General features: G+C 72.5%; 22 protein-coding genes and 1 pseudogene. 10 read left to right on the top strand and 13 right to left on the bottom strand.

Annotated elements, in window-relative coordinates; all coding sequences use genetic code 11:
• Nucleotides 1–2: 2 nt before the first annotated feature.
• Together SCNRRL3882_RS32185 and SCNRRL3882_RS32180 are read right to left on the bottom strand one after the other, a co-directional pair.
• Entirely contained in the window at nt 3–1,193 is a 1,191-nt protein-coding gene (locus SCNRRL3882_RS32185; protein ID WP_010046114.1) for an acyl-CoA dehydrogenase family protein, read from the bottom strand.
• A gap of 131 nt (nt 1,194–1,324) precedes the next feature.
• On the bottom strand, nt 1,325–2,926 hold the full coding sequence (locus SCNRRL3882_RS32180) for an MFS transporter (RefSeq protein ID WP_010046112.1): 1,602 nt from the start codon (nt 2,924–2,926) through the stop codon (nt 1,325–1,327).
• Between the two features lie 263 nt (nt 2,927–3,189).
• Here SCNRRL3882_RS32180 and SCNRRL3882_RS32175 point away from each other — a divergent pair, with 263 nt between their 5' ends.
• Entirely contained in the window at nt 3,190–4,359 is a 1,170-nt protein-coding gene (locus SCNRRL3882_RS32175) for a mannosyltransferase family protein (RefSeq protein ID WP_010046111.1), read from the top strand.
• A 227-nt stretch (nt 4,360–4,586) separates the two neighbouring features.
• On the top strand, nt 4,587–5,588 hold the full coding sequence (locus SCNRRL3882_RS32170; RefSeq protein ID WP_010046110.1) for a phosphatase PAP2 family protein: 1,002 nt from the start codon (nt 4,587–4,589) through the stop codon (nt 5,586–5,588).
• Between the two features lie 87 nt (nt 5,589–5,675).
• Here SCNRRL3882_RS32170 and SCNRRL3882_RS32165 read toward each other — a convergent pair whose 3' ends face one another.
• Complete coding sequence (locus SCNRRL3882_RS32165; protein WP_010046109.1) at nt 5,676–5,891, bottom strand: I78 family peptidase inhibitor; 216 nt, start codon at nt 5,889–5,891, stop codon at nt 5,676–5,678.
• Between the two features lie 439 nt (nt 5,892–6,330).
• Here SCNRRL3882_RS32165 and ctaD point away from each other — a divergent pair.
• Nucleotides 6,331–7,857: pseudogene (gene ctaD, locus SCNRRL3882_RS32160) on the top strand (cytochrome c oxidase subunit I); the annotation flags it as partial.
• 43 nt (nt 7,858–7,900) lie between these two features.
• On the opposite strand, the gene SCNRRL3882_RS32155 reads toward ctaD, so the two are convergent.
• The 3 genes from SCNRRL3882_RS32155 to SCNRRL3882_RS32145 are packed head-to-tail and all read right to left on the bottom strand — an operon-like array spanning nt 7,901 to nt 10,805.
• The gene (locus tag SCNRRL3882_RS32155) at nt 7,901–8,941 is read right to left on the bottom strand and encodes a helix-turn-helix transcriptional regulator (RefSeq protein WP_010046101.1); all 1,041 of its coding nucleotides are present in this window, start codon (nt 8,939–8,941) and stop codon (nt 7,901–7,903) included.
• 39 nt (nt 8,942–8,980) lie between these two features.
• Nucleotides 8,981–10,267: an ABC transporter substrate-binding protein gene (locus tag SCNRRL3882_RS32150; protein WP_029181610.1), complete on the bottom strand. Its 1,287-nt coding sequence runs from the start codon at nt 10,265–10,267 to the stop codon at nt 8,981–8,983.
• The gene (locus tag SCNRRL3882_RS32145; RefSeq protein WP_010046097.1) at nt 10,242–10,805 is read right to left on the bottom strand and encodes a hypothetical protein; all 564 of its coding nucleotides are present in this window, start codon (nt 10,803–10,805) and stop codon (nt 10,242–10,244) included. The genes SCNRRL3882_RS32150 and SCNRRL3882_RS32145 overlap by 26 nt, the downstream gene beginning before the upstream one ends.
• Before the next feature lie 143 nt (nt 10,806–10,948).
• Between SCNRRL3882_RS32145 and SCNRRL3882_RS32140 the strand changes: the two genes are divergently transcribed.
• From SCNRRL3882_RS32140 to SCNRRL3882_RS32130, 3 genes are read left to right on the top strand one after another with little or no spacing between them, the layout of a single operon-like run.
• The gene (locus SCNRRL3882_RS32140) at nt 10,949–11,425 is read left to right on the top strand and encodes a hypothetical protein (protein ID WP_029181609.1); all 477 of its coding nucleotides are present in this window, start codon (nt 10,949–10,951) and stop codon (nt 11,423–11,425) included.
• Nucleotides 11,426–11,434: 9 nt separating this feature from the next.
• A complete protein-coding gene (locus tag SCNRRL3882_RS32135; protein ID WP_010046092.1) occupies nt 11,435–14,152 on the top strand; it encodes an ABC transporter permease subunit in 2,718 nt (905 codons plus the stop codon).
• Nucleotides 14,152–14,793, top strand: coding sequence for an ABC transporter ATP-binding protein (locus SCNRRL3882_RS32130; RefSeq protein WP_010046087.1), 642 nt, complete (start codon nt 14,152–14,154; stop codon nt 14,791–14,793). Before SCNRRL3882_RS32135 ends, SCNRRL3882_RS32130 begins: the two co-directional genes overlap by 1 nt.
• A gap of 69 nt (nt 14,794–14,862) precedes the next feature.
• Here the strand turns inward: SCNRRL3882_RS32130 and SCNRRL3882_RS32125 are convergent, their stop codons facing one another.
• On the bottom strand, nt 14,863–15,507 hold the full coding sequence (locus SCNRRL3882_RS32125) for a transglycosylase family protein (RefSeq protein WP_010046083.1): 645 nt from the start codon (nt 15,505–15,507) through the stop codon (nt 14,863–14,865).
• Nucleotides 15,508–16,052: 545 nt separating this feature from the next.
• Between SCNRRL3882_RS32125 and SCNRRL3882_RS32120 the strand changes: the two genes are divergently transcribed.
• Both SCNRRL3882_RS32120 and SCNRRL3882_RS32115 read left to right on the top strand, forming a co-directional pair.
• Nucleotides 16,053–16,835, top strand: a complete 783-nt coding sequence (locus tag SCNRRL3882_RS32120) for a hypothetical protein (RefSeq protein WP_010046080.1) — start codon at nt 16,053–16,055, stop codon at nt 16,833–16,835.
• 85 nt (nt 16,836–16,920) lie between these two features.
• Nucleotides 16,921–17,310, top strand: coding sequence for a hypothetical protein (locus SCNRRL3882_RS32115; RefSeq protein ID WP_010046078.1), 390 nt, complete (start codon nt 16,921–16,923; stop codon nt 17,308–17,310).
• A 61-nt stretch (nt 17,311–17,371) separates the two neighbouring features.
• Here SCNRRL3882_RS32115 and der read toward each other — a convergent pair whose 3' ends face one another.
• From der to aroH, 5 genes are all read right to left on the bottom strand, one after another.
• A complete protein-coding gene (gene der / locus SCNRRL3882_RS32110; RefSeq protein WP_010046076.1) occupies nt 17,372–18,865 on the bottom strand; it encodes a ribosome biogenesis GTPase Der in 1,494 nt (497 codons plus the stop codon).
• An 80-nt stretch (nt 18,866–18,945) separates the two neighbouring features.
• Entirely contained in the window at nt 18,946–19,596 is a 651-nt protein-coding gene (locus SCNRRL3882_RS32105) for a lysophospholipid acyltransferase family protein (RefSeq protein WP_010046070.1), read from the bottom strand.
• Nucleotides 19,593–20,273 (bottom strand): (d)CMP kinase, encoded by a 681-nt coding sequence (gene cmk, locus SCNRRL3882_RS32100; protein ID WP_029181608.1) that lies wholly within the window; start codon nt 20,271–20,273, stop codon nt 19,593–19,595. Before cmk ends, SCNRRL3882_RS32105 begins: the two co-directional genes overlap by 4 nt.
• 117 nt (nt 20,274–20,390) lie before the next feature.
• Complete coding sequence (locus tag SCNRRL3882_RS32095; RefSeq protein ID WP_010046068.1) at nt 20,391–21,476, bottom strand: prephenate dehydrogenase; 1,086 nt, start codon at nt 21,474–21,476, stop codon at nt 20,391–20,393.
• Nucleotides 21,473–21,835, bottom strand: a complete 363-nt coding sequence (aroH, locus tag SCNRRL3882_RS32090) for a chorismate mutase (RefSeq protein WP_010046066.1) — start codon at nt 21,833–21,835, stop codon at nt 21,473–21,475. Before aroH ends, SCNRRL3882_RS32095 begins: the two co-directional genes overlap by 4 nt.
• 177 nt (nt 21,836–22,012) lie before the next feature.
• Here aroH and SCNRRL3882_RS32085 point away from each other — a divergent pair, with 177 nt between their 5' ends.
• Nucleotides 22,013–22,453, top strand: a complete 441-nt coding sequence (locus SCNRRL3882_RS32085) for a Rieske (2Fe-2S) protein (RefSeq protein ID WP_010046063.1) — start codon at nt 22,013–22,015, stop codon at nt 22,451–22,453.
• Nucleotides 22,454–22,475: 22 nt separating this feature from the next.
• Nucleotides 22,476–23,168: a DNA polymerase beta superfamily protein gene (locus tag SCNRRL3882_RS32080; protein WP_010046059.1), complete on the top strand. Its 693-nt coding sequence runs from the start codon at nt 22,476–22,478 to the stop codon at nt 23,166–23,168.
• Here SCNRRL3882_RS32080 and SCNRRL3882_RS32075 read toward each other — a convergent pair whose 3' ends face one another.
• Nucleotides 23,169–24,188, bottom strand: a complete 1,020-nt coding sequence (locus SCNRRL3882_RS32075) for an ADP-ribosylglycohydrolase family protein (RefSeq protein WP_010046056.1) — start codon at nt 24,186–24,188, stop codon at nt 23,169–23,171.
• Nucleotides 24,189–24,244: the final 56 nt, after the last annotated feature.

Raw genomic sequence — 24,244 nt, 5'->3', positions numbered from 1 at the left:
GTTCACCGGAAGGCGTCGAGTCCGGTGAGCGCCTTGCCCAGCACGAGCTGGTGCATCTCGACGGTGCCCTCGTAGGTGAGCACCGACTCGAGGTTGGTCGCGTGCCGCATCACGGGGTATTCGAGCGAGATCCCGTTGGCGCCGAGAATGGTGCGGGCCGTGCGGCAGATCTCGATCGCCTCTCGTACGTTGTTGAGCTTGCCGAAGCTGACCTGCTCGGGACGCAGGCGGCCGGCGTCCATACGCCGCCCCAGGTGATGGGCGAGCAGAATTCCCTTGTGCAGTTCGACCGCCATGTCGGCGAGTTTGGCCTGGGTGAGCTGGAAGCCGCCGATGGGCCGCCCGAACTGCTCCCGCGACTTCGCGTAGTCGACCGCGGCCTCGAAGCAACTGCGGGCCGCGCCCATGGCGCCCCAGACGATCCCGTACCGGGCGTGCGACAGACAGCTGAGCGGTCCGCGCAGGCCGGTGCCCTCCGGCAGTACGGCGTCGGCGGGCAGCCGTACCTCGTCGAGGACGAGTTCGCTGGTGACGGAGGCCCTGAGGGACCACTTGTGCTTGATCTCGGGGGCGGAGAACCCGGCGCTGTCCGTCGGCACGACGAACCCGCGGATCCCGTCCTCGGTCTGCGCCCACACGACGGCGACGCCGGCGACCGACCCGTTGGTGATCCACATCTTGCGGCCGTTGAGGACCCAGTCCGTGCCGTCGCGCTTGGCGTACGTCCGCATGGAAGCCGGGTCGGATCCGTGGTCGGGCTCGGTCAGCCCGAAGCACCCGATGACCTCGCCGGCGGCCATTCGGGGCAGCCACTGCTGCTTCTGCGCTTCACTGCCGAACCGGTGGATCGCGTACATGGCGAGGGAGCCCTGCACGGAGACGAGGGACCGGATCCCGGAGTCGGCGGCCTCCAGCTCCAGGCAGGCGAGCCCGTACTGCACGGCGGACGCCCCGGCGCAGCCGTACCCCTTCAGGGACATCCCCAGGGCGCCGAGCTCCCCGAGCTCCCGAGCGAGCTCCCGGATCTCCGGCAGCTCCCCCTTCTCATACCACTCGGCGACATGCGGCAGCACCCGGTCCGCGGCCCAGGCCCGCACGGTGTCCCTGATCCCGAGATCCTCCGGTTCCAGGAGTTCGTCCAGCCCGAGGGGGTCGGCGGGGTCGAAGGGAGGAAGCTTGGACGACTCGGACATGCGAACACCCTCCGAAACTCTTTAACTAGCACTGCTAGCCAAGACGCTACGACGCCTGCCCACCCCCGCACCACCCGTAGCTGCGAACTGAGGAGCAGAGGTCGCCCGCGGGTGGCACCTCGCCGCCGGCGTCACACCGAGACGCGGGACTCCGCGGCGTCCCTCGGTGCAGGAACCTCCACCGCACCAGCGTCCTCACACTGCATGACCCGCGGCAAACGCAACGCCATCACCGCCCCGAGCAGCAACAACCCCGCACTCACCAGCAACGTCACATGCAGCCCGTGCACGAACGCATCCCGGGCGGCATGACGCAGAGCAACTCCCGCCACCCCGCCCAGCTGCGCGGCAACCTCGTACGCCTCCCCCAGCGAATGCCCCGCCGAGGAGGACGCCGCCTCCGGCACCCCCGGCACGCCCGACAGCCCGGGCGCGTACGCCGCGTTCATCACCGTGCCGAGCAGCGCGATCCCGATCCCCGCCCCCAGCTGGTACGACGTCTCCCCGATCGCCGCCGCCCCGCCGGCCTGCTCCTGCGGCGCCTCGCTCAGCATCGACTCGTACGCCCCGAACAGCGTCGTCTCCAGCCCGAAGCCGAGCAGCACGAACCCGGTCAGCATCAGCGCGCAGTCGTCCGTCCGGCCCAGCGCCGTCAGCAGCACCACCGCGAACGCCGTCAGACAGAACCCGAAGCACACCATCCGCCGCGGACCGAACCGCCGCAGCATCCGCGCCCCGGCCAGCCCGGCCGCCATCGCCGCGAACGTCAGCGGCAGCAGCCGCAGCCCCGTCTCCAGCGGCGACAGACCGAGCACCAGCTGGAGGTACTGCGCGGCGATCAGTTCGAGCCCGACCAGCGCGAGCATGGCCAGCACGATGCACCCGACGGACGTGCTGAACGCCGGCCGGGCGAACATCCTGAGGTCGACCAGCGGATGCGCCCGCCGCCGCTGCCGCCGTACGAACGCGACCAGCAGCGCGGCGCCCACCACCAGCGGCAGCACGGTGAGCAGGCTCCCCACCGACTCCCCGCCGCCGAGCCGCTTGACGCCCAGCACCATCCCGAACAGCCCGATCGCCGCCATCAGCGCGCCGACCACGTCCCAGGGCCCTTCGCCGTCGCCCTTCGACTCGGGCAGCAGCAGTCGCCCGACCGGGAGGCTGACCAGCATCAACGGGATGTTGACGAGGAACACCGAGCCCCACCAGAAGTGCTCCAGCAGGAAGCCGCCGAGCAGCGGTCCGACCGCCGCGCCCACCGCGGCCACGGCGCTCCAGATGCCGATCGCGAGCGCCCGCTCGCGCCGGTCCGGGAAGACCTGCCGCAGGATCGACAGGGTCGCCGGCATGATCATCGCGCCGCCCACGCCGAGCAGCGCCCGCGCCACGATCAGTACCTGGGCGTTGTCCGCCAGGGCCGCCAGGCCGGAGGCGACGCCGAACAGCGCGTACCCGAGGAGCAGGACCCTTCGGCGGCCGACGCGGTCGCCCAGCGTGCCGAACAGGATCAGCAGCGAGGCGCAGACGAGCGGATAGACGTCGACGATCCAGAGCAGCTCTATCCCGCCGGGCTTCAGGTCCTCGGTGACGGCGGGGACCGCCACGTGCAGCACGGTGGCGTCGACGGCGACCAGCAGCAGGCTGACGCAGAGGACGACCAGGACCACCCAGCGGTTGGCACCGGCCCCGGCCGCCCGACGGCGCAGCGCAGCGGCCGTGGTCGTCCCGGACATGTACGTACCTCCCAGATGTTCCCTCGCGATCGGCGGGCTCACGGGGTGGGGGACGCCCCCGCGACTCGGCCGGAGAGGAGCGGTGGTCTCCGGCCCGCGCAAACGAAAAGCGAGTGACACGTCAGAGTACGCGAGTCCGCGCCGGAGCCGAGTGGCGGACCTCTCACCCGTCCGGCGGAAAGGTGTGGCGTACGCCACTCCCCTCTCCACCGTCCACGCCCCGGGCGGCCGGCCGGTTCCCGCTCGGGTCGATAATCGGGCCCGTGACCGATCTTGAGACGCGCGCGGCCCCGTCCCGCGCCGGGGCGCTGCACCGGGCGGCCCCGGCGCTCCTCGGGTACGCGGCCGTCCGTGCCCTGGGCCTCGTCACCCTGGCCCTGTGGAGCGCGGCGCGCGACAAGAGCGCGTACACGCTGCTGACCGCTCGCTGGGACGCGCTCTGGTACACCAGGGTCGCCGAGCTCGGCTACGGCTACGAAGTGCGCGTGGCGAACGGGGACGTGCACTCGAACCTCGCGTTCTTCCCGCTGCTGCCCTGGCTGGAGCGCCTGGTGGCGGCGGTGTCCCCGCTGTCGTACGCGGACGGCGGATTCCTGGTCAGCCTGCTCGCCTCGATCGCCGCGGCCTGGGGGATCTTCGCGGTCGCGGACCATGTGTACGGCCGCCGGGCCGGGGTCTGCGCGGTGCTGCTGTGGGCGGTGCTCCCGGTCGGGATCGTGCAGTCGATGGCGTACAGCGAGTCGCTGTTCACGGCGCTCGCCGCGTGGTCGCTGTACGCGGTTCTGACGGGCCGCTGGGTGACCGCGGGCACGCTGGCCCTGCTCGCGGGACTGACCCGCCCGGTCGGGATGGCCGCGGTGGCCGCGGTCTGGGTGGCGGGGATCGCCTCCTTCGCGCGGGAGCCGAGCGTCGGCGACGCCGACGGTCCCGGCCCTCGCGCCCGCCGCGTCCTCGGCATGCTGCTCGCCCCCCTCGGCACCGCCGGATACGTGCTGTGGGTGGGCCACCGCACCGGCAAGGGTCCGCTCGGCTATCTCGACGTGCAGGCGGGGTGGCGCAACGGCTTCGACGGGGGGTACGCCTTCGCCCGGTTCGTCGCCGAGAAGTTCACGTCGTTCCCCTCGGCTCTGGCCGGAGCCGGGCTGATCGCCGGGGTCGTGTCAGTCGTATGGCTGTATGTGGCCGGTGTACGTCAGCGCCAGCCGCTGCCGGTGCTGGTCTACACCGGAGCAGTCACCGCGCTCGCCCTGTGCGCGTCGAGCTACTTCGGCTCGAAACCGCGCCTGCTGATGCCCGCCTTCCCGCTGCTGCTGCCCCTCGCCCTTACCCTGGCCCGGCTGCGTATCCGCAGGTCAGCGCTGGTGCTGGGGGCGGTGGCGGTCGCCTCGGCGGTGTACGGGGCGTGCTGGCTGAACGGTTCGGGTCCCCCCTGACCCGCTGTGAGCATTCGGAGAATTCCGCACCATGCCCCGGTGAACGAATTCAAAAGCTCAATAAAACCCGCATCCGGAATGATCAAAGGAATTGAAGGCTGCGGGGCCCGGCGATTACGGATTCGCTGGAAATAAACCTCCTCCTGAGAGGAATCCCACATCACATCGTCATCACAAAGCCGTTGATTCGACAGGGATCCGAGCTCACTCGCTGTAACGTCGATTGGGTGCGTACCGAACCGAAGCTCACCCGTCTGGACCGGGTGTTCGCCCGGCTGGACCGTGAGCCGGAACGACCGGCCCACATCGATGTGCCGAAGATGAGCAGGCACCGCATCGTGCTCTTCGCGGCGACCCTGGCCTTCTACGGCGCGATCGTGTGGGCCGTGATCATCACGTCCTGGCTGGTGCGGCTCGACTGGCAGGTCATGTTCTTCCGGCCGTACCAGCAGTGGTCGGAGATCCACTGGTTCGTCGACTACTACGTGGTGCTCGGCCAGCGCGGCCCCACCGCCGTGATGGTCGCGGCCTGGCTGGGCTGGCGCTCCTGGCGGCAGCACACCCTGCGCCCGCTCCTCGCCCTCGGCGTCTCGCTGCTCCTGCTGAACATCACGGTCGGCGCCGCCAAGTACGGCATGGGCCGCCTGGGACCGCACTACGCGACCGTGATCGGCTCGAACGAGATGTGGCGCGGCGGCGATATATTTCCGAGCGGTCACACCGCCAACGGTGTCGTGACCTGGGGCATCCTGGCCTATCTGGCCTCCACCCCGAGAGCCCGCCGCTGGCTGTCCGCCGTGTCCGCGGTGACCTCGCTCGGCGTCGGGATGGCCACCGTCTACCTCGGTACGCACTGGCTGAGCGATGTGCTGCTGGGCTGGGCCGCGGGGCTGCTGATCCTGCTCGCCCTGCCGTGGTTCGAGCCGCTGATCGCCCGTGCCGAGGCGAGGATCTTCGACCTGCGCGACCGCTGGCGGGCCCGCCGGAGCCGGTCGGCGCCGGCCACCGCACCGGTCAGCGCGCCGCCCGTGGTGGTCACGCCGCTGCCCGGCGACCGCGACGACGTCGCGGCCCGCTCCCCCCGGGCCCCGGCCTACCTGGCTCCGGGGCCGCACACGGCCCGCTCGGAGCGCACGCCGATCACCCCCGCGGGCAGCCGCCGCCCGCCGCACACGGAGCGGCACCCCCGCGGCTCGGCGTCCTCGGCCCGCCCCGTGACGGGCGGCTGACGACGGACGGCGGGGTGGGTGCGCACACCCCGTCCTGGCACGGCGAAGGCCCCGGTCCTGGAGCGGAACCGGGGCCTTCGCGGCGTCTCAGCCCTTCCAGGCCCGCGCCACCCGGCCGCCCCTCACCTCGAAGTTCAGCCGGCCGACGCGGTACTCCATCGTGATGATCGCCCCCGGCGGCAGCGAGCGCACCGTCGGCCAGCCGCGCTCGCGCGCGAGGTGCTCGGCCCGGTCGGCCTCCAGGCCGACGTAGGTGTCCGGGCTGTCGTCGGGTTCCGCGGATGGTGTCGGAATCGGTGCCATGCCGCCACGCTATGCCGTGCCCGGCGACCGCGGAAGTCCGGGCCTGTGACCCCGGTTCCTGTCCCTCCTCTGTCCCTCCCCTGTCACGCTTCTGTCACAAGATCACGAGAGGAGTTTCGGACGCGGTGCGTCACACGGACGAGCGGTTTCGTAGGCCTTCCGCAGGTATTCGATCGCAATTTCCGCGTGTCACATGAGCCCATGGAAAAGCCCGGCGGAAAGTTCCGGGAGAAGTGACCTCGGGGCCCCATTCCATTCCGGCACCGCACCGGGCCGGCGGAGCCGCCGCCGCACAGGAAATGCATGGCTCCGGCACAGAGAGGCCGGTACGCCCCCTGTCGGAGCGCTCGGTGACGCGAGCATCATGGCGTGAGCTCGCGAGTACGCGGCGCGGGCTTCGGCGGGCCCGGCACGCGATGAGCGAAGGGGCGAGCGAGCGATGGGGACGCAGACCGTACAGGCGACGGCTCGGCCCGTGCCGAGGACGAAGCACGGGCGGGTGGTGGTCGACTGGCTGACCACGACGGACCACAAGAAGATCGGTCACCTCTACCTGATCACGTCGTTCGTGTTCTTCCTGATCGCCGGAGTGATGGCGCTGCTGATGCGCGCCGAGCTGGCCCGCCCCGGCCTCCAGATCATCAACAACGAGCAGTTCAACCAGGCGTTCACCCTGCACGGCACGATCATGCTGCTGCTGTTCGCGACGCCGACCTTCGCGGGCTTCGCGAACGAGCTGATGCCGCTGCAGATCGGCGCGCCCGACGTCGCCTTCCCTCGGCTGAACATGCTCTCGTACTGGCTGTTCCTGTTCGGCGGGCTGATCGTGCTGGGCTCGCTGCTGGTGCCCTCCGGACCGGCCGACTTCGGGTGGTTCGCCTATGCCCCGCTCAACAGCGCGGAGCGCACGCCGGGACTCGGGGCCGACCTGTGGATCATGGGCCTGGCGCTGTCCGGCTTCGGGACGATCCTCGGCGCGGTCAACTTCATCACCACCATCATCGGGATGCGCGCGCCCGGCATGACGATGTTCCGGATGCCGATCTTCGTCTGGAACACGCTGTTCACGTCGATCCTGATCCTGATGGCGTTCCCCGTGCTGGCGGCGGCGCTGCTGGTACTGGAGGCGGACCGGCGGTTCGGCGCGCAGGTCTTCGACGCCACCAACGGCGGGGCGATCCTGTGGCAGCACCTGTTCTGGTTCTTCGGCCATCCCGAGGTGTACATCATCGCGCTGCCGTTCTTCGGCATCATCACGGAGATCATCCCGGTCTTCAGCCGCAAGCCGATGTTCGGCTATCTCACGCTGGTCGGCGCGACGATGGCGATCACCGGCCTGTCGGTGGTGGTGTGGGCGCACCACATGTTCGCGACGGGCGCGGTGCTGCTGCCGTTCTTCTCCTTCATGAGCTTCCTGATCGCGGTGCCGACGGGTGTGAAGTTCTTCAACTGGACCGGCACGATGCTCAAGGGCTCGCTGTCCTTCGAGACGCCGATGCTGTGGGCGACGGGCTTCCTGGTGACGTTCCTGTTCGGCGGGCTGACCGGGGTGATCCTGGCGTCGCCGCCGATGGACTTCCACGTGACGGACACGTACTTCGTGGTGGCGCACTTCCACTACGTGGTCTTCGGCACGGTCGTCTTCGCGATCTTCGCCGGCTTCTACTTCTGGTGGCCGAAGTTCACCGGGAAGATGCTCGACGAGCGACTCGGCAAGATCCAGTTCTGGACGCTCTTCACCGGCTTCCACACCACGTTCCTGGTGCAGCACTGGCTGGGCGCCGAGGGCATGCCCCGCCGGTACGCCGACTACCTCGCCGCCGACGGGTTCACGGCGCTCAACACCGTCTCGACGATCGGCGCTTTCCTGCTCGGCATGTCGACGCTGCCGTTCCTCTACAACGTGTGGAAGACCGCCAAGTACGGCGAGAAGGTCGAGGTCGACGACCCTTGGGGCTACGGCCGTTCCCTGGAGTGGGCGACATCGTGCCCGCCGCCCCGGCACAACTTCACGGTGCTGCCCCGGATCCGGTCCGAGTCGCCGGCGTTCGACCTGCACCATCCGCAGTACGCGGCGGTGACTGCGCAGCCCGAGCCAGAGCGCCATCAAGCCGGTCGCGAGCCCTCCTGATCGCCTCGATCAGCCCGTCGGGTTCGAGCACCTCGAACTCGAAGCCCAGCATCATCACGTGGATCACCATCACGTCGATGCTCCCCGCGCCGCAGCGCAGCAGGCAGCTGTCCGGGCCCTCCGCCTCCAGCACCCCGGCGCTGGGCGAGATGTGCGCGGCGGCCTCCTCCAGGGGCGCCAGGAGCCGCACGACGGCGTGGGTGGCGTACACGCGCGTGGAGACGCCCTGGGAGACGTAGGCGGCGAGGTCCTCGGCGGGCGCCTCACGCGGCTCGAAGCGCGGGCCGTGCGGTGGCCTGGGCGTGATGCGGTCGACGCGGAAGGTGCGCCAGTCCTCCCGGTCGAGGTCCCAGGCGACCAGGTACCAGCGGCGCTCGGTGCACACCAGGCGGTGCGGTTCGACACTGCGGCGGCTCTGGGTGCCGTCGTGGCCCCGGTACTCGAAGCGCAGGCGCTCGGCGTCCCGGCACAGGTGGGCGAGCTCGGTCAGCACGGCCGGGTCGACGGCGTCGGGCACGGGCCCGCGCAGCATCGGCACGGTGAAGGCGTTGAGGGCGCCCACCCGGCGGCGCAGCCGGTTCGGCAGCACCTGTTCCAGTTTGGCCAGAGCCCGCACGGAGGTCTCGCCGATGCCCTCGATGCCCTGCCCGGCGGCCGTGCGCAGCCCGATCGCCACGGCGACGGCCTCGTCGTCGTCCAGGAGCAGCGGCGGCAGCTCGGCGCCCGCGCCCAGTTGGTAGCCGCCGCCCGTGCCGGGGCTGGCGTTGACCGGGTAGCCGAGTTCCCGCAGCCGGTCCACGTCCCGGCGCAGGGTGCGGGCGCTGACGCCGAGGCGCTGCGCAAGGTCGGGGCCGGACCACTCGCGGTGGGCCTGGAGCAGGGACAGCAGGCGCAGCAGGCGTGCCGAGGTCTCCAACATGGGGGCGAGTCTGCCAGCCCTTGCGGACAGTGGCTGTCCTCAAGGCTCGTACGCCAGCTGCGGGACGTCGAAGCAGGTGCGGTTCATGTTCCCCTGGCCGACCCAGCCCCTGCCGTCCTGCCAGCGGGCCACCGACAGACAGGTCCGGCTGGTCCTCGGCGGCTCGGCGAGCCGCTCGAACCCGACGGGGAGGAGCAGTCCGCCCGCGGTGTATCCCTCGCTGCGGTTCATGTAGGCGTCGACGCACGCGCGCGTGATGCCCGTCCTCGCGCAGGACCGCGCGGCGTCCGTGAACCAGCGGGCGGCCGCCCAGCCCTCCAACTGCCACTGCGAGTGCGTCTTCAGGTTCTTCGTCGCCTCGCGGAACTCCCGTACGGCCGGGTGGCCGGTGTCGTCGTAGTTGCGGCTGGACCCGGTCGCCCAGAGGGCGTTGCGGCAGCGCGGGGCGTCCTTGTAGGCGTCGGCGACGGTGGACGTCCAGTTCTGCACGTTGGTCACCTTGGCGGTGACGTGGGCGCCGACCTCGTCCATGGCCTGGCACAGCCGGGCGTTGCCGTGGCTGTCGATGGCGTCGAAGACGAGGTCGGCGCCCTGTTCCTTCAGGTCGGCCGCGACGGCGCGGAAGTTGGGCAGGGCGAAGTCGACCTGCTCGGTGACGACCTGGTAGCCCTCGGCGCGCAGGCCCCGTTCGACGAGCCGGGCGTAGGCGGCGGACGCGGACTGGTTGTAGGAGACGACGGCGGCGGTCCGGGCGCCGTGCTCGCGCTTGAAGTAGCGGTAGACCTCGGTGCCGCCGTACAGCTTGCCGTCCCAGCCGGTGGTGCCGTTGCGCGGCGCGTGGCTGCCGTAGATGCCGTAGAGGTGCGGGTAGGTGTCGTAGGCGCTGCCGATGGGCTGGCCGCCGATGTCGGGCACGCGCGCGCGGGAGACGCGGGAGGCGCCCGCGTAGTCCAGGGCGGTGGTGGCGACCAGGGCGACCACCTTGTCCTCCTCGACCAGCCGGTGCACGCACTCGTTGTTGCCGACGCCGCTGCCGCCGTCGTCGCACAGGCGTACCTCCACGTGGCGGCCGTCGATGCCGCCGCGCGCGTCGAGCCGGTCGAACCATGCCCGGGCGCCGTCGCGCGGGCCGGTGAAGGCGCTGCCGCCGACCGGGCTGGTGGCGCTGGTGATGATGCCGACCCGCAGGGGCGCGGAGTCGCGGGGCGCGGAGCCGCGGTCGTCGTGCTCGAAGTCGCTCTCCGGGAGCCGGCTGCCGCAGGCCGCGCTCAGGGCGAGCAGCAGCACCGCGGCGAGGGCCTCAACAGCCCGGGACCGGCGACGCATTGCCGCTCAGCTGGACCAGCGCGCACAGCGTCTTGACGGACAGCTTCCAGGTGCCGTCCTGCTCGACGGCCGTCCCGGAGGCGTCCGGCAGGGCGGTGGCGCCCTTCAGGGTGAGCGTGTACGTCACGTCCGCCTCGGTCGCCGAGGTGAACTCGATCTTGGTGACCTTCGCCTGGACCTGTCCGCCGCGCTCGTCACCGCTGAAGGCCCGCAGGACGGGGCCCATCCGGTTGCCGTTCTCCAGGACGGCCTGCTTGTCCTCGGTCGAGGTCTTCGGGTCGAAGAACTTCTGCCAGTTCTGCCTGATCTCCGTCTCGGCCGCGGCCCGGTCCGCCGGCGCGCTGGCCGGTGCGCTCGTGGTCCGCTCCGCGGTCGGTGTGGGCGGCGTGCTCCGGCTGCCGCCGCCGTTGTCGTCGCTGCATGCCGCGAGAGCCGGGGCGAGGGTGAGGATCAGGGCGGCCGCGATCGCCGTGCCCCGTCCTGCGGCTCGTGGGCCCCGTGTCGCGTTCCCCCGCCTGAGGTCGCTGCCGAGAACCATCTGGCTCACCACCGGGTGTCGGTCCGGGCCATGTGCGCCCGGTGCTTTCAGGGTCAGCTTCCAAGGGGCATAGTGCAAGCGAGCGGCGGACTTGAACAGGCGGCCAGGCGCGTGCCCGGACAACCGACGTGTGGGAGCCAGCGATGCGGACAAGCCGACTGCGGACCGTGCATCCCGTCCTCTGGGCCGGCTGGGCGGCGCTGGCCGCCGGCGCGGTGCTGTGCGTCGTCGGCTGGTACGGCGTCTCCGGGGAGCGCTTCGCCGAGCGGCAGCTGCCCTACCTCGCCTCCTGCACGATCCCCGGCGCGGCACTGATCGTCTCCGGTGCGGTGCTGCTGGCCCACGGCCGGGGCTCGATCGCCGCCGCGCGCGTGGAGGAGCTGTACGGCCTGCTGGTGGCGGCCGAGCCGGCGGACGCGGACGTGACCGGGCAGGCCGCGCTCGCGCCCCTCGCGGTCAGCGGCGAGCTGCTGATGGTGCCGGGCGGCACGCTGTGGCACCGCGCGGACTGCCCGCTGGTGGCGGGGAAGGAGGAGGCGGTTCCGGTGGACTCCGAGCTGGTGGCGAGCGGCGAGCTGGGCCCGTGCCCGATCTGCGAGCCCGCCGACGAGACCGACTGAGCCCGGACGATGTCCTCACTGACGTACGACCTCACTCTGGCCGGGCTGTCGGTCGGCAGCGCGGCGGCGCTGACCGGGATCGGCCTGATCGTGACGTACCGCGCGACCGGGGTGCTGAACTTCGCGCACGGCGCGATCGCGATGGTGTGCGCCTACGCGCTGCGGCAGTGCGTGGTCGAGTGGGGCTGGCCGCTGTGGCTCGGGGCCGCGGTGGCGCTGCTGGTGCTGGCGCCGGGGCTGGGTGTCGTACTGGAACGGTTCGTCTTCCGGCCCCTGGCGGTTCTCGGCGGTGACCCGGCGCAGACGCTGGTGGCGTCCATCGGCGTGTTCGTGCTGCTGGTGGGCGGGGCGGCGCTGTTGTGGGGACAGGGGGCGCGGGACGACGCGCCGGAGCTGGTGCCGGACGAGCCGTGGAGGCAACTGGCGGTGGTGCTGGTGCTGGCCGCGGGGGTCACGGCGGTCGTCCGCTGGACGCGGTTCGGGCGGGAGCTGCGGGCCGTGGTCGACGACCGGCGGCTCGCCGTGCTGGGCGGCATCGACGCGGACCGGGTCGCGGCGGCGGGCTGGGCGTTCGGCTCCTTCACGGCGGGCCTGACCGGCGTACTGCTGGCGCCGTACGTGCGGCTCGACCCGTACGGGCTGTCGCTGCTCGTGATGGAGGTCGTGGCGGTCGCGGTGGCCGCGCGGATGCGGAGTCTGCCGGTCGCGGTGGTGGTGGCGCTGGGCGTCGGGGTGGCGCAGAGCCAGCTCACGCGGCTGCACCCGTCCGGGTGGGGCGCGCCGCTGCTCCAGACGGCCGCCACGAACCTGTTCGTCGTCGCTCTGCTGGTCGCGGCCCTGGTCCTGCCGGGCGTGGGCACCCGTGACGCGCTGCCGCGCACGGCCACCGCCCGGGTTCCGACACCGCCGGGCGCGTGGATCGTGGCGGCCGTGCTGTTCCTGCTGCCGCTGGGCCTCGCCGGCCGGGATCTGCACACGTCGATCCAGGTGCCGGCGCTGGCCGTCGTCCTGCTGTCCCTGGTGGTGGTCACCGGCCGCGGCGGCCAGATCTCCCTGGGGCAGGCGGCGTACGCGGGTCTGGGCGCGCTGTTCACCGCGCTGCTGGCGGCGGGCCGCTTCCCTGGCCTGCCGGCCGTGCCGGAGCTGGCGGCCCTCGCGGTGGCGATCGTCCTGGTGGCACCGCTCGGCCTGCTCACGGGCTGGCCGGCGATCGGCCGCCGGGGCCTGGCGCTGGCGCTGGCGACGTTCGCCGTCGGCGTGGGCGTGAGCCGCTTCGTCTTCACCCAGCCGTACGCCACCTCGGGCCTGTCGCCGGGCCGCCCGGCGGGTTTCGAGGGGGACCGCGCGTACTACGTCCTGGAGTTGCTCCTGCTGGCGCTCGCGCTGCTCGTGGCACACGCGCTGCGCCGGGGCCGGACGGGCCGGGCCCTCGCGGCCATGCGGGACCACGAGGCGGGGGCGCAGGCGGCGGGCGTCCGGGTGCCGTCCCTGAAGCTGCTCGCCTTCGTCGCGGGCGCCGCGCTCGCCGCGCTGGGCGGCGGCATGCTCGGCATGGGCCTGCGCGCCTTCGACCCCACCGCCTACGACCCCGTGCGCGGTCTGCTGTGGTTCGCGGCGGTCGTGGTGCTGGGCGCCGACAGCACCCTCGGCGCGCTCGGCGCCGCGGCCCTCCTGGTCGGCCTGGACGCGGGCACGCGCGGCGGCGTGGCGGCGGCCCTGATCGGCGTCCTGGCGGTCCTCGTGGGACGCTTCCCCGGCGGCCCGTACGAGGCCCTGCGCACAGCGGCGGAACGCCTGCGCCTGCGCCGCGCACCGGCCCTCACACCGGCGGGAGCCCGGGCACGCGGGCTGCTGCGCCCGGCGGAGCGACGGGCGGCCCGGACGGCGCCGGTGCCCGCGGGCGCGACGGCGGCAGGACCGACACGGGCGACAACGACAGGGGCGACGGCGACAGGGGCGACAGCGCGTGCGGCACACCACCGGAGCAGCCGGCCACCGGCCTCCCCGGGCTCAGCCACACCGTCGGCCCCCGCCTCCCCCCTCCTCACGGCCCGCCGCCTCCACGCCCGCTACGGCGGCTTCACCGCCCTCGACGAGGTCGACCTGGACGTCTCCCCCGGGCGGATCACCGCGGTCGTGGGCCCCAACGGGGCGGGAAAGAGCACCCTGTTCCACTGTCTGGCCGGGACGCTGTGGCCCGCACGTGGCACGGTACGGCTGGGCGGGCGGGACATCACCGCCCTGCCCGCGCACGCCCGCACCCGGCTCGGCGTCGCGCGGACCTTCCAGCAACTGGCCGTCTTCCCCTCGCTGACCGTGGCCGAGAACGTCCGGGTGGGCGCCGAACAGGGCCGGGTGACCGATCCGGGCGCCGTGGAGCGGACCCTCAGGCTGCTCGGACTCGACGGGCCGGTGCGGGCGCTGCCCGCCGCCGGTCTCCCCACGGGGACGCTGCGCCGCGTCGAACTGGCCCGGGCCCTCGCGGGCGCCCCGCGCGTCCTGCTGCTCGACGAGCCCGCCGCCGGCCTCGACACTAGCGAAGTGGCCACCCTCGCCCGGGTCCTGAAGGCCCTGGCCGCCGACGGCACGGCCCTGCTCGTCGTCGAGCACGACCTGGACCTGGTGGCCGGCCTCGCCGACGTCGTGCACGTGATGACGGCGGGCCGGATCGTCGCCTCCGGCCCGCCCGGGCGGGTCCTGGACGCCCTGGGAACGGCGGCCGGGTGATGACCACCCTCGCCCTGCGCCACGCGCGCGTGCGCTACGGCCCCCTGGAGGCCCTGCACGGTGTCACCCTCGCCGCCCCGGGCCCGGGCCTGACCGTGCTGCTGGGCCGCAACGGCTCCGGCCGCAGCACCGCCCTGCACGCCCTGGCCGGAACGGTGCCCCTGTCGGGCGGCGCCGTGGTGTGGGACGGCGCCGACGTGACCCGCGTCCCCGCGTACGAGCGGGCCCGGCGCGGGCTGTGCCTCGTCCCGGAGCGACGGGCCGTGTTCGGCTCGCTCACCGTGCGCGAGAACCTCGGGCTCGCCGCCCCGGACCACGGCCCGGCCCTCGACGCCTACCCGCAGCTGCGGCCCCTGCTGGAGCGGCGGGCCGGCACCCTCTCCGGCGGGGAACAGCGCATGCTCGCCCTGTCCCGGGCGCTGCTGGCCCGCGCGCGCGTGGTGCTCGTCGACGAGCCCGCCCAGGGCATGTCGCCCTCGGTCGCGGCCCGCACGTACGAGCTGCTGAGCGCGCTCGACGCGTGCGTGGTGGTCGCCGAGCAGCGCCTGCCGCCCGCCCTGCGGGAGCGGCCCGCGATCGTCTACGAACTGCGGCGCGGGACGGTCGTGTTCGCCGGAGAGTCGGGCGAGCTCCCCCGCTGACCCGGCATGCGAAGACCCCGTCCGGTCGGCTGACCGGACGGGGCCCGTGTCCCGGCGAGGGGGAGCGGCTCAGAGTGCGAGGCGCAGGCCGGGCACGATCATGTCGGGGTCACCGCCGATGGCGGCCTGGTTGGCGGCGTAGAGGTGCTGCCAGGTGGTCCCGTGCCGGGCGGCGACGCCGCTCAGTGTGTCGCCCTCGCGGACGGTGTAGTCGCCGCGGGAGGAGCCGCGGTCGGGGTGTGCCGTGGAACGCGCCGGCGTCTTCGAAGGCTTCGCCGGAGCGGGCTCGGCGGCGCTGACCGGGTCGCCCGCCGCGGAAGCCGCGGGTGCGCTGCCGCCCGCCCCGGCGCGTGCCGAGCAGGTCGGCCAGGCGCCCCATCCCTGGGCCCGCTGGACCTTGGTGGCGACGGCGATCTGCTGGGACTTGCTCGCCTGGTCGGCGGTGGGCGCGTAGGCCGTGCCGCCGTAGGCGCGCCAGGTCGAAGCGGCGAACTGGAGTCCGCCGTAGTAGCCGTTGCCGGTGTTGATGTGCCAGTTGCCGCCGCTCTCGCACTGGGCGATGCGGTCCCACACTCCGCTGTCAGCCGCCGCGGCGTTTCCGGTCGCGGCCAGCAGCCCGAGGGGCGCGAGCAGTGCCGCCCCGGCGAGGACCGCCGTCGTACGAACCTGGTTCTTCCGAGCGTTGTCGCGCGTGGTATCGGCACATTCGGACATGTAGTTCCCTCTCGAAGCACTCGGGGTCCCCCGAGGCGGAACGCCACGCCCCGCGCCATGGGGCGCGTGGGTCGCGCTCGCCCCGTCCGCCGGTGTGGTGCTGTGCGTGGTTCCGGAGAATCACGCGGCCGGCGGACGTACCCGAGCGGTGCTCGCTGCACACGGCCGAGGAATCTAAGGAGGTTGACGGGCCGTCATCAACCGGTTGCCCGTCATGCCAGGCCAGTTCCCCGATACCTCGGGTAACGGCTATTTCCGGACACCCACTTCATTCCTGGATTTCCGGATATGTCGACCAACGCGCCCGACGGTCTGTGACCCACTTCACCGCCTCAACCCCCCTGAGAAACGGGCGACTTGACGGTGAGTACGCGATTCCGCGCCGAGCGTGACCCTGCGCGCTGGTTGGTTCGATTCCGTTCGCTCTGGGGCGTGACTCCCGCCACAGATCGCCCGTTGTCTTCTTCATGAGCCGGGACCCACCCGGACCACGGGCCGGGAGCCACCCGGTCCTGTCACGCACCGCATCCCCGAGGGAGCCACCCGTGCCGCGCATGCTCGACGTCAGCGACGAGGTACGCGCCGAGATCGGCGACGAAGAAGCAGACCGCCTGCTCGCCGGAGAGACCGCCCCGGGCAGTTACGACTGCACGTCCTGCCGCACTCCGGGCGACTCCGAGCAGGAGCGCACCAGCACCGTCCTGTTCATCGGGGACGAGACCGCCGTCCTCGCCTTCGCCCACGCAGGCTGCCTGCCCTCGCAGGTCGTCCAGGTCACCGAGGAACAGCTGCGGGGCGCCGTGAAGTCCATCACCGGCGACACCGTCGACCTGGAACCCGACAAGGTGGTGCCCGAGCAGGCGGTGCTCGGCGTGACCAGCGGACTCGTGCTGATCGCCGGGGAGCTGCATCCGGCCCTGGTGGTGGAGCCGACCGCGCCCATCGCCCGGCCGGGCGCCACGGGCTCCGGCGACGACTTCCTGCCGCTGCTGATCGAGCAGGGCTTCATGCCGCTGACCGAGCTGTCGGCCGTACCGCCCGTGCTGCACGGCTGGTCCGTGCTGCTCGCCGTGGGCCAGCTGCACGCGGTGCTCCAGCCCGGCGGCAACGGCGGCCAGCCGGTGGCCTGGTGGCAGGCGCACCAGCCGCTCCAGGTCACCGAGGGCTGGCGCGCGGCCGCCAACAAGCACCAGCAGGCGCTGGTGTTCGCCGCGCCGGTCGGCTCGATCGGCCGCCAGCCGCGCGAGGACCTGCTGCGGGACGCGCTGGACAAGGCGGCGGCGACCGGAAAGCTCGTCGCCGCCGCGCTGCCGCTGGCCGGCACCTGAGCGGCGCGTCACCCGAGCGGACCGCACCCCTGCGAAAGCCGTACCCGGGCCGCATCCCTTGACCCCCGGGGTCGTTTGGACATACGTGCACGCATACGACGTTCCCCGCCGCCAGTCCTACTCGTCGATCCCCTCCGCACGGTCGGCTCAGGACTCCCAGGGCGGCCCATCGGCCACGCCGATCTACGACGCGCTCTACGCCGAGTACGTCAAGTCCTTCCGCGCACTTCCCGGCGACCGCAGCGGCGAAGAGAAATTCGGCTTCACCGCCTTCGGGAACATCCCGCACGGCACGGGCTCCTACGGCAGTTCGCACAGCAGCTCGTACAGTGCCTACAGCGCGGGTGCCCAGAGCGCCCGCCATGCCGCCGGACAGCAGACGCAGTGGCAGCGCGTCGGGACCGTCGGCTCGCACGGCCCGGGGATGCACCACGTGCCGGCCGCACTGCCGCCGGGTCGGCGCGGCGGCGTCTGAAGCGAGCACCGTACAGCGGAAGGGCGGCCCCTGCCCGGGGCCGCCCTTCCGCTGCTTGGCGCTACTTCTTCTTGCCGCGCTTCTCGCGCACCCGCACCGAGATGTGGATCGGCGTCCCCTCGAAGCCGAACTCCTCGCGCAGGCGACGCTCGATGAAGCGCCGGTAGCCCGCCTCGATGAAGCCGGAGGCGAAGAGCACGAACCGCGGCGGCTTGGTGCCCGCCTGCGTGCCGAACAGGATGCGCGGCTGCTTGCCGCCCCGGATCGGGTGCGGGTGGGCGGCGACCAGCTCGCCGAGGAACGCGTTCAGCCTGCCGGTCGGGACCCGGGTCTCCCAGCCCGCCAGGGCCGTCTCGATCGCCGGGACCAGCTTCTCCATGTGACGGCCGGTGCGCGCCGAGACGTTGACGCGCGGGGCCCACGCCACCTGGCCCAGCTCGGTCTCGATCTCCCGCTCCAGGTAGTAGCGGCGCTCCTCGTCGAGGGTGTCCCACTTGTTGAAGGCGAGGACGACCGCGCGGCCCGCCTCGACGGCCATGGTGACGATCCGCTGGTCCTGCACCGAGATGGACTCGGAGGCGTCGATGAGGATGACCGCGACCTCCGCCTTCTCGACGGCGGCGGCGGTGCGCAGCGAGGCGTAGTAGTCGGCGCCCTGCTGGAGGTGGACGCGCTTGCGGATGCCCGCCGTGTCGACGAACTTCCAGGTGACACCGCCGAGTTCGATCAGCTCGTCGACCGGGTCCCGGGTGGTGCCCGCCAGCTCGTTGACGACGACGCGCTCCTCGCCCGCCACCTTGTTCAGCAGCGAGGACTTGCCCACGTTAGGACGGCCGATGAGGGCGATGCGTCGCGGCCCGCCGATGCCACCCCCGCCGAACGTCTCACGCGGCGCCTCGGGCAGCACCTCCAGGACCTGGTCGAGCATGTCGCCGGTGCCCCGGCCGTGCAGCGCCGAGACCGGGTACGGCTCCCCCAGGCCCAACGACCACAGGTAGGCCGCGTCGGCCTCGCCGCTCGGGCCGTCCACCTTGTTGGCGCACAGCACGACCGGCTTGCCGGCCTTGCGCAGCAGCCGCACGACGGCCTCGTCGGTGTCGGTGGCGCCGACCTTGGCGTCGACGACGAAGACGACGGCGTCGGCCGCCTCGATGGCGTACTCGGCCTGGGCGGCGACGGAGGCGTCGATGCCGAGGACGTCCTGCTCCCAGCCGCCGGTGTCGACGACCTTGAAGCGGCGGCCCGCCCACTCGGCCTCGTAGGTCACACGGTCGCGGGTGACACCGGGCTTGTCCTCGACGACGGCCTCGCGGCGGCCGATGATGCGGTTCACCAGGGTCGACTTGCCGACGTTGGGGCGGCCGACCACGGCGAGGACGGGCAGCGGGCCGTGCCCGGCCGCCTCGATCGCGCCCTCGACGTCCTCGAGGTCGAAGCCCTCCTCCACGGCGAGCTCCATGAACTCCGCGTACTCGGCGTCGCCGAGCGCCCCGTGGTCGTGCTCGGGCGCGCCTTCGTAGGCGTCCGAGCCGTCGGGCTGGGTGTGGTCGTTCATGAAGTCCGTACCTCGTCGTTCATCGTGGTGGTCGGTGGAGTACCCGCTGTCTCACGGGCTGATCCACTACTCAGTGTCGCCTAGCGCCCGGTGAGGCGCCTGGCGTTTTCCAGGTGGGCGGCGAGCTGCTTCTGGATGCGCCCGGTCGCCTCGTCCAGGGCCTTGCGCGTACGGCGCCCGCTGCCGTCACCCGCCTCGAAGGGCTCCCCGAAGACGACGTCGACGCGGGACCGCAGCGGAGGCAGCCCCTTTATCAACCGTCCCCGCCGGTCGGAACTTCCCAGCACGGCGACCGGCACGACCGGGGCGCCGCTGCGCACCGCGAAGTACGCGAGCCCGGCGCGCAGCGAGGCGAAGTCGCCCTCACCCCGGGTCCCCTCCGGGAAGATGCCGAGCACGCCGCCGTTCTCCAGCACGCCGAGCGCCCGGGTGATCGCCGTGCGGTCGGTGGTGTCCCGGTCCACCTTCAGCTGGCCGATGCCGGTCAGGAAGGGGTCGAGCGGGCCGATGAACGCCTCCTTCTTGATCAGGAAGTGCGTCGGCCGGGGCGCCACGCCCATGACCATCGGGCCGTCGATGTTGTGGGAGTGGTTGACGGCGAAGATCACCGGGCCGGTCGTGGGCACCCGCCAGGCGCCGAGCACGCGCGGCTTCCACAGCCCGTACATCAGGCCGACGCCGATGCGCCGCCCGACCTCGGCGCCCCGCAGTGAAGGCAGCTGGTCGGTCACTTCCCGGCCCGCTTCTCCTCGACGAGGGTGACGACGCACTCGATGACCTGGGCCAGCGTGAGCTCGGTGGTGTCCACCTCGACCGCGTCGTCCGCCTTGGCGAGCGGCGAGGTCTTGCGGCTGGAGTCGGCCGCGTCCCGCTTGATCAGGGCCTCGCGGGTGGAGTGCACGTCGGCGCCCTTCAGCTCACCGCTGCGCCGGGCGGCACGCGCCTCGGGGGAGGCGGTGAGGAAGATCTTGAGGTCGGCGTCCGGCAGCACGGTCGTGCCGATGTCCCGGCCCTCGACCACGACGCCGTTCGCCGCGGAGGCGGCGATGGAGCGCTGGAGCTCGGTGATCCGGGCGCGCACCTCGGGCACCGCGCTGACCGCGCTGACCTTGGAGGAGACCTCCTGGGTACGGATCGGGCCGGACACGTCCACGCCGTCGACCGTGATGGTCGGGCCCGCCGGGTCGGTGCCGGAGACGATCTCGGGCTTGCCCGCCGCGGCGGCGATCGCGGCGGGGTCGTCGATGTCGATGCCGTTGTTGACCATCCACCAGGTGATCGCCCGGTACTGGGCGCCGGTGTCCAGGTAGCTCAGGCCGAGCTGTGCCGCCACGGCCTTCGACGTGCTCGACTTGCCCGTGCCGGCGGGGCCGTCGATGGCGACAATCACTGGCGTGGCGCTTTCCACTGTGGGAGACCTTCCTGAACCGGGCTGGCGGGGGTGAGGGCGCGACTGCCCCGCACAAGGTTACTGGGTGCGGGTCACTCGTCCGGCCGCGCGTCGGTCAGCCGCGTCCAGCATGCACTACTGCCGGATCGCCCAGCCCCGCTCCCGCAGCGCGGCGCTCAGCACGGGCGCCGCCTTCGGCTCCACCATCAGCTGCACCAGACCTGCCTGCTGCCCGGTCGCGTGCTCGATGCGCACGTCCTCGATGTTGACGCCGGCCCTGCCCGCGTCCGCGAAGATCCGGGCCAGCTGCCCCGGCTGGTCGTCGATGAGCACGGCCACGGTCTCGTAGACCCGCGGAGCGGACCCGTGCTTTCCGGGAACGCGGACCTGCCCGGCGTTGCCGCGGCGCAGGACGTCCTCGATGCCGGTGGTGCCGTCACGGCGCTTGTCCTCGTCGGAGGACTGCAGGGCGCGCAGGGCCCGCACGGTCTCCTCCAGGTCGGCGGCGACGTCCGTGAGCAGGTCGGCGACCGGCCCGGGGTTCGCGGAGAGGATGTCGATCCACATCCGGGGGTCGGAGGCGGCGATCCGCGTCACGTCCCGGATGCCCTGCCCGCACAGCCGTACGGCGGCCTCCTCGGCGTGCTCCAGGCGCGCGGCGACCAGGCTGGAGACCAGGTGCGGCATGTGGGAGACCAGGGCGACGGCACGGTCGTGGGCGTCGGCGTCCATCACCACCGGCACGGCACGGCAGTGCGAGACCAGTTCCAGCGCGAGGTTCAGCACCTCGGTGTCGGTGTCCCGGGTCGGGGTGAGCACCCAGGGGCGGCCCTCGAAGAGGTCGCCGGTGGCGGCCAGCGGGCCGGACTTCTCCCGGCCCGACATGGGGTGCGTGCCCAGGTAGGCCGTCAGGTCGAGGCCCCGTGCCTCCAGTTCGCGGCGTGGCCCGCCCTTGACGCTGGCGACGTCGAGGTAGCCGCGTGCCGCACCGCGGCGCATGGCGTCGGCGAGCACATCGGCCACGTGCGCGGGCGGGGCGGCGACGATCGCCAGGTCGACGGGCCCGTCCGGCGCCTCGTCCGTGCCGGCGCCGAGCGCGGCCGCCGTACGGGCCTGCTCCGGGTCCGGGTCGGCGAGGTGCACGGTGACACCCCGCTGGGACAGGGCGAGGGCGGCGGACGTACCGATGAGCCCGGTACCGATGACGAGTGCGGTTCTCACTGGGCGATGTCCTTGCGCAGGGCGGCCGCGGCGCCGAGATAGACGTGGGCGATGTCGGCGCGGGGCCGGTCCGACTCGATGTGCGCGAGGACCCGGACGACGCGCGGCATGGCGCCCTCGATGTCCAGTTCCTGGGCGCAGATCAGCGGGACGTCGACGATGCCGAGCTTGCGGGCGGCGGCCGCCGGGAAATCGCTGTGCAGGTCGGGCGTGGCCGTGAACCAGATGCTGATCAGGTCCTCGGCGGTGAGGCCGTTGCGCTCCAGGATGGCCGTGAGCAGGGCTCCGACCTGCTCGTCCATGTGCCCGGCTTCGTCCCGTTCGAGTTGGACGGCGCCCCGGACCGCTCGTACCGCCACGGCGATGCTCCTTGCTGACGTGCGTGTCGCTCTCCGTGTCAAGCCTAGTCAGCCCGCCCTTCCGGGGTGTGCGGCGCCCATCCGATGAGACACCGGGATTACCGCTCCTTGGGTATTTTCGATGCCAAGATGCAGAGAATTCCGATTTACCCCTCTTCAGCACCTTCGGAGTGACATATGACCTACGAGACCACGCGCCGCACGGTTCTCCTGGCGACGGGCGCGACGGGCGCGGTGGCGCTCGTCGCGGCCTGCGGCGGGGGCGGTGACGACAACGGCCCCGCGTCGACGAGCTCACCGACCGGGCAGGAGGCGACCAGCGCCCCGGCCGGTGAGGAGCTGACCACCACCGACCAGATCCCGGTCGGCGGCGGCAAGATCTTCAAGGGGCAGCAGGTCGTGGTGACGCAGCCGGAGCAGGGCCGGTTCAAAGCCTTCTCGGCGATCTGCACCCACCAGGGCTGCACGGTGGCGTCCGTCTCCGACGGCACCATCAACTGCCCGTGTCACGGCAGCAAGTACCACGTCGCCGACGGCTCGGTGGCCCACGGACCGGCGACGCGTCCGCTGCCCGCCGAGCAGATCACCGTGGAGGGAAACTCGGTTCGCCTGACGTGAGGGGCCGCGTACGCTCCCGGGCATGCAGCCCGAGACGCTGGTACGCGACCACACGATCTACGCCTGTGTGATGGGTTCGCGCGCCTTCGGGCTGGCGACGGACGGCAGCGACACCGACCGCCGTGGCGTGTTCCTGGCTCCCACGCCTCTGTTCTGGCGCTTCGACAAGCCGCCGACACATGTCGAGGGCCCGGCCGAGGAGCAGTTCAGCTGGGAGCTGGAGCGCTTCTGCGAGCTGGCCATGCGCGCCAACCCCAACATCCTGGAGTGCCTGCACTCCCCGCTCGTGGAGTACGCCGACGACACCGGCCGCGAGCTGCTCGCCCTGCGGGGGGCGTTCCTGTCCAGGCAGGTCCACGCCACGTTCACCCGCTACGCGCACGGCCAGCGCAGCAAACTGGAAGCCCACGTCCGCAACCACGGCACCCCCCGCTGGAAGCACGCCATGCACCTGCTGCGCCTGCTGATCAGCGCCCGCGACCTGCTGGACACGGGCACGCTCACGATCGACGTCGGCGACCGGCGGGAGTCCCTGCTCGCGGTGAAGCGCGGCGAGGTGCCCTGGTCCGCGGTCGAGACGTGGATGACCCGCCTGGAGCGGGAGGCCGAGGAAGCCGCCCACCGCAGCCCGCTCCCGGCCGCACCGGACCGGCGGCGCGTGGAGGACTTCCTCACCCGCGCCCGCCGCGCCTCGGCCCTCGGACCGAGTGCCTGATCAGGCGTCCCAGAGCGCCCCGAGGGTCAGCAGGTCGCTCCGGTACTCGATGCGGTCGGCCCACTCGCCCGGCCAGGCGTCCGCGCCCAGGTACGCGCCGGCGAAGGCGCCGGCCAGGCAGGCGATGGAGTCCGAGTCACCTGAGGTGCAGGCGGCGCGGCGCAGGGCCGTGAGCGGCTCGTCGGTGAAGAGCAGGAAGCACAGCAGCCCGGTCGCCAGGGCCTCCTCGGCGATCCAGCCCTCACCGGTGGCCAGGCACGGGTCGGCCTCGGGCGAGACGGTGCCCACGGCGTGCTGGAGCCGGTCGAGGATCGCCAGGCACTCGTCCCAGCCGCGCGCGATGAACTGCTCGGGGCTCGGGTCCTGGGCCCGGCGCCACAGGTCGCCGAGCCAGCGCTCGTGGTAGAGGCTGCGGTTCTCCAGCGCGTACGAGCGGAGCAGACCGATCAGCCCGGCCGGCTCGGCGCCCTGCGCGAGCAGCCGTACGGCGTGCGCGGTGAGGTCGGACGCGGCGAGCGCGGTGGGGTGCCCGTGGGTGAGGGCGGACTGCAACTGGGCGGCGCCCGCGCGCTGTTCGTCACTCAGGCCGGGGGCCAGCCCCAGGGGCGCGACGCGCATGTTGGCGCCGCAGCCCTTGGAGTGGATCTGACTGGCGTCCTGCCAGGGGCGGTCCGCGTGCTCCAGCAGGGCGCAGGCCCGCAGGCACGTGTTGCCGGGAGCGCGGTTGTTCTCCGGAGAGCGGTTCCAGGCGATGAACTCGCGCCGCACGGCGTCGGCCGTCCCCTCGGGCTCCAGTACGCCCCGGTCCATCGCCGTCCGGATGCCCCGTCCGAGCGCCAGCGTCATCTGCGTGTCGTCGGTGACGAGCGCCGGCGTCGGCAGGTCCAGCCGCCGCCACGGACCGAACCTGGCTTCGATCCGCGGGACGTCGCTGAACTCGGTGGGATACCCGAGCGCGTCCCCCAGGGCGAGGCCGGTGAGCGCTCCCGTGGCAGCTTGCTTGTAGACGAGCGTGGTCATGTCAGAAGTCCTTCCGTCCCCGCGCCCGGAAGGACACGGGGAACTCACGGCACTCA

Source organism: Streptomyces chartreusis NRRL 3882, assembly GCF_900236475.1.
GTDB lineage: Bacteria > Actinomycetota > Actinomycetes > Streptomycetales > Streptomycetaceae > Streptomyces > Streptomyces chartreusis_D.
The sequence above is the reverse complement of the archived record's forward strand: the minus strand, read 5'-3'. Positions and strand labels throughout refer to the sequence as shown.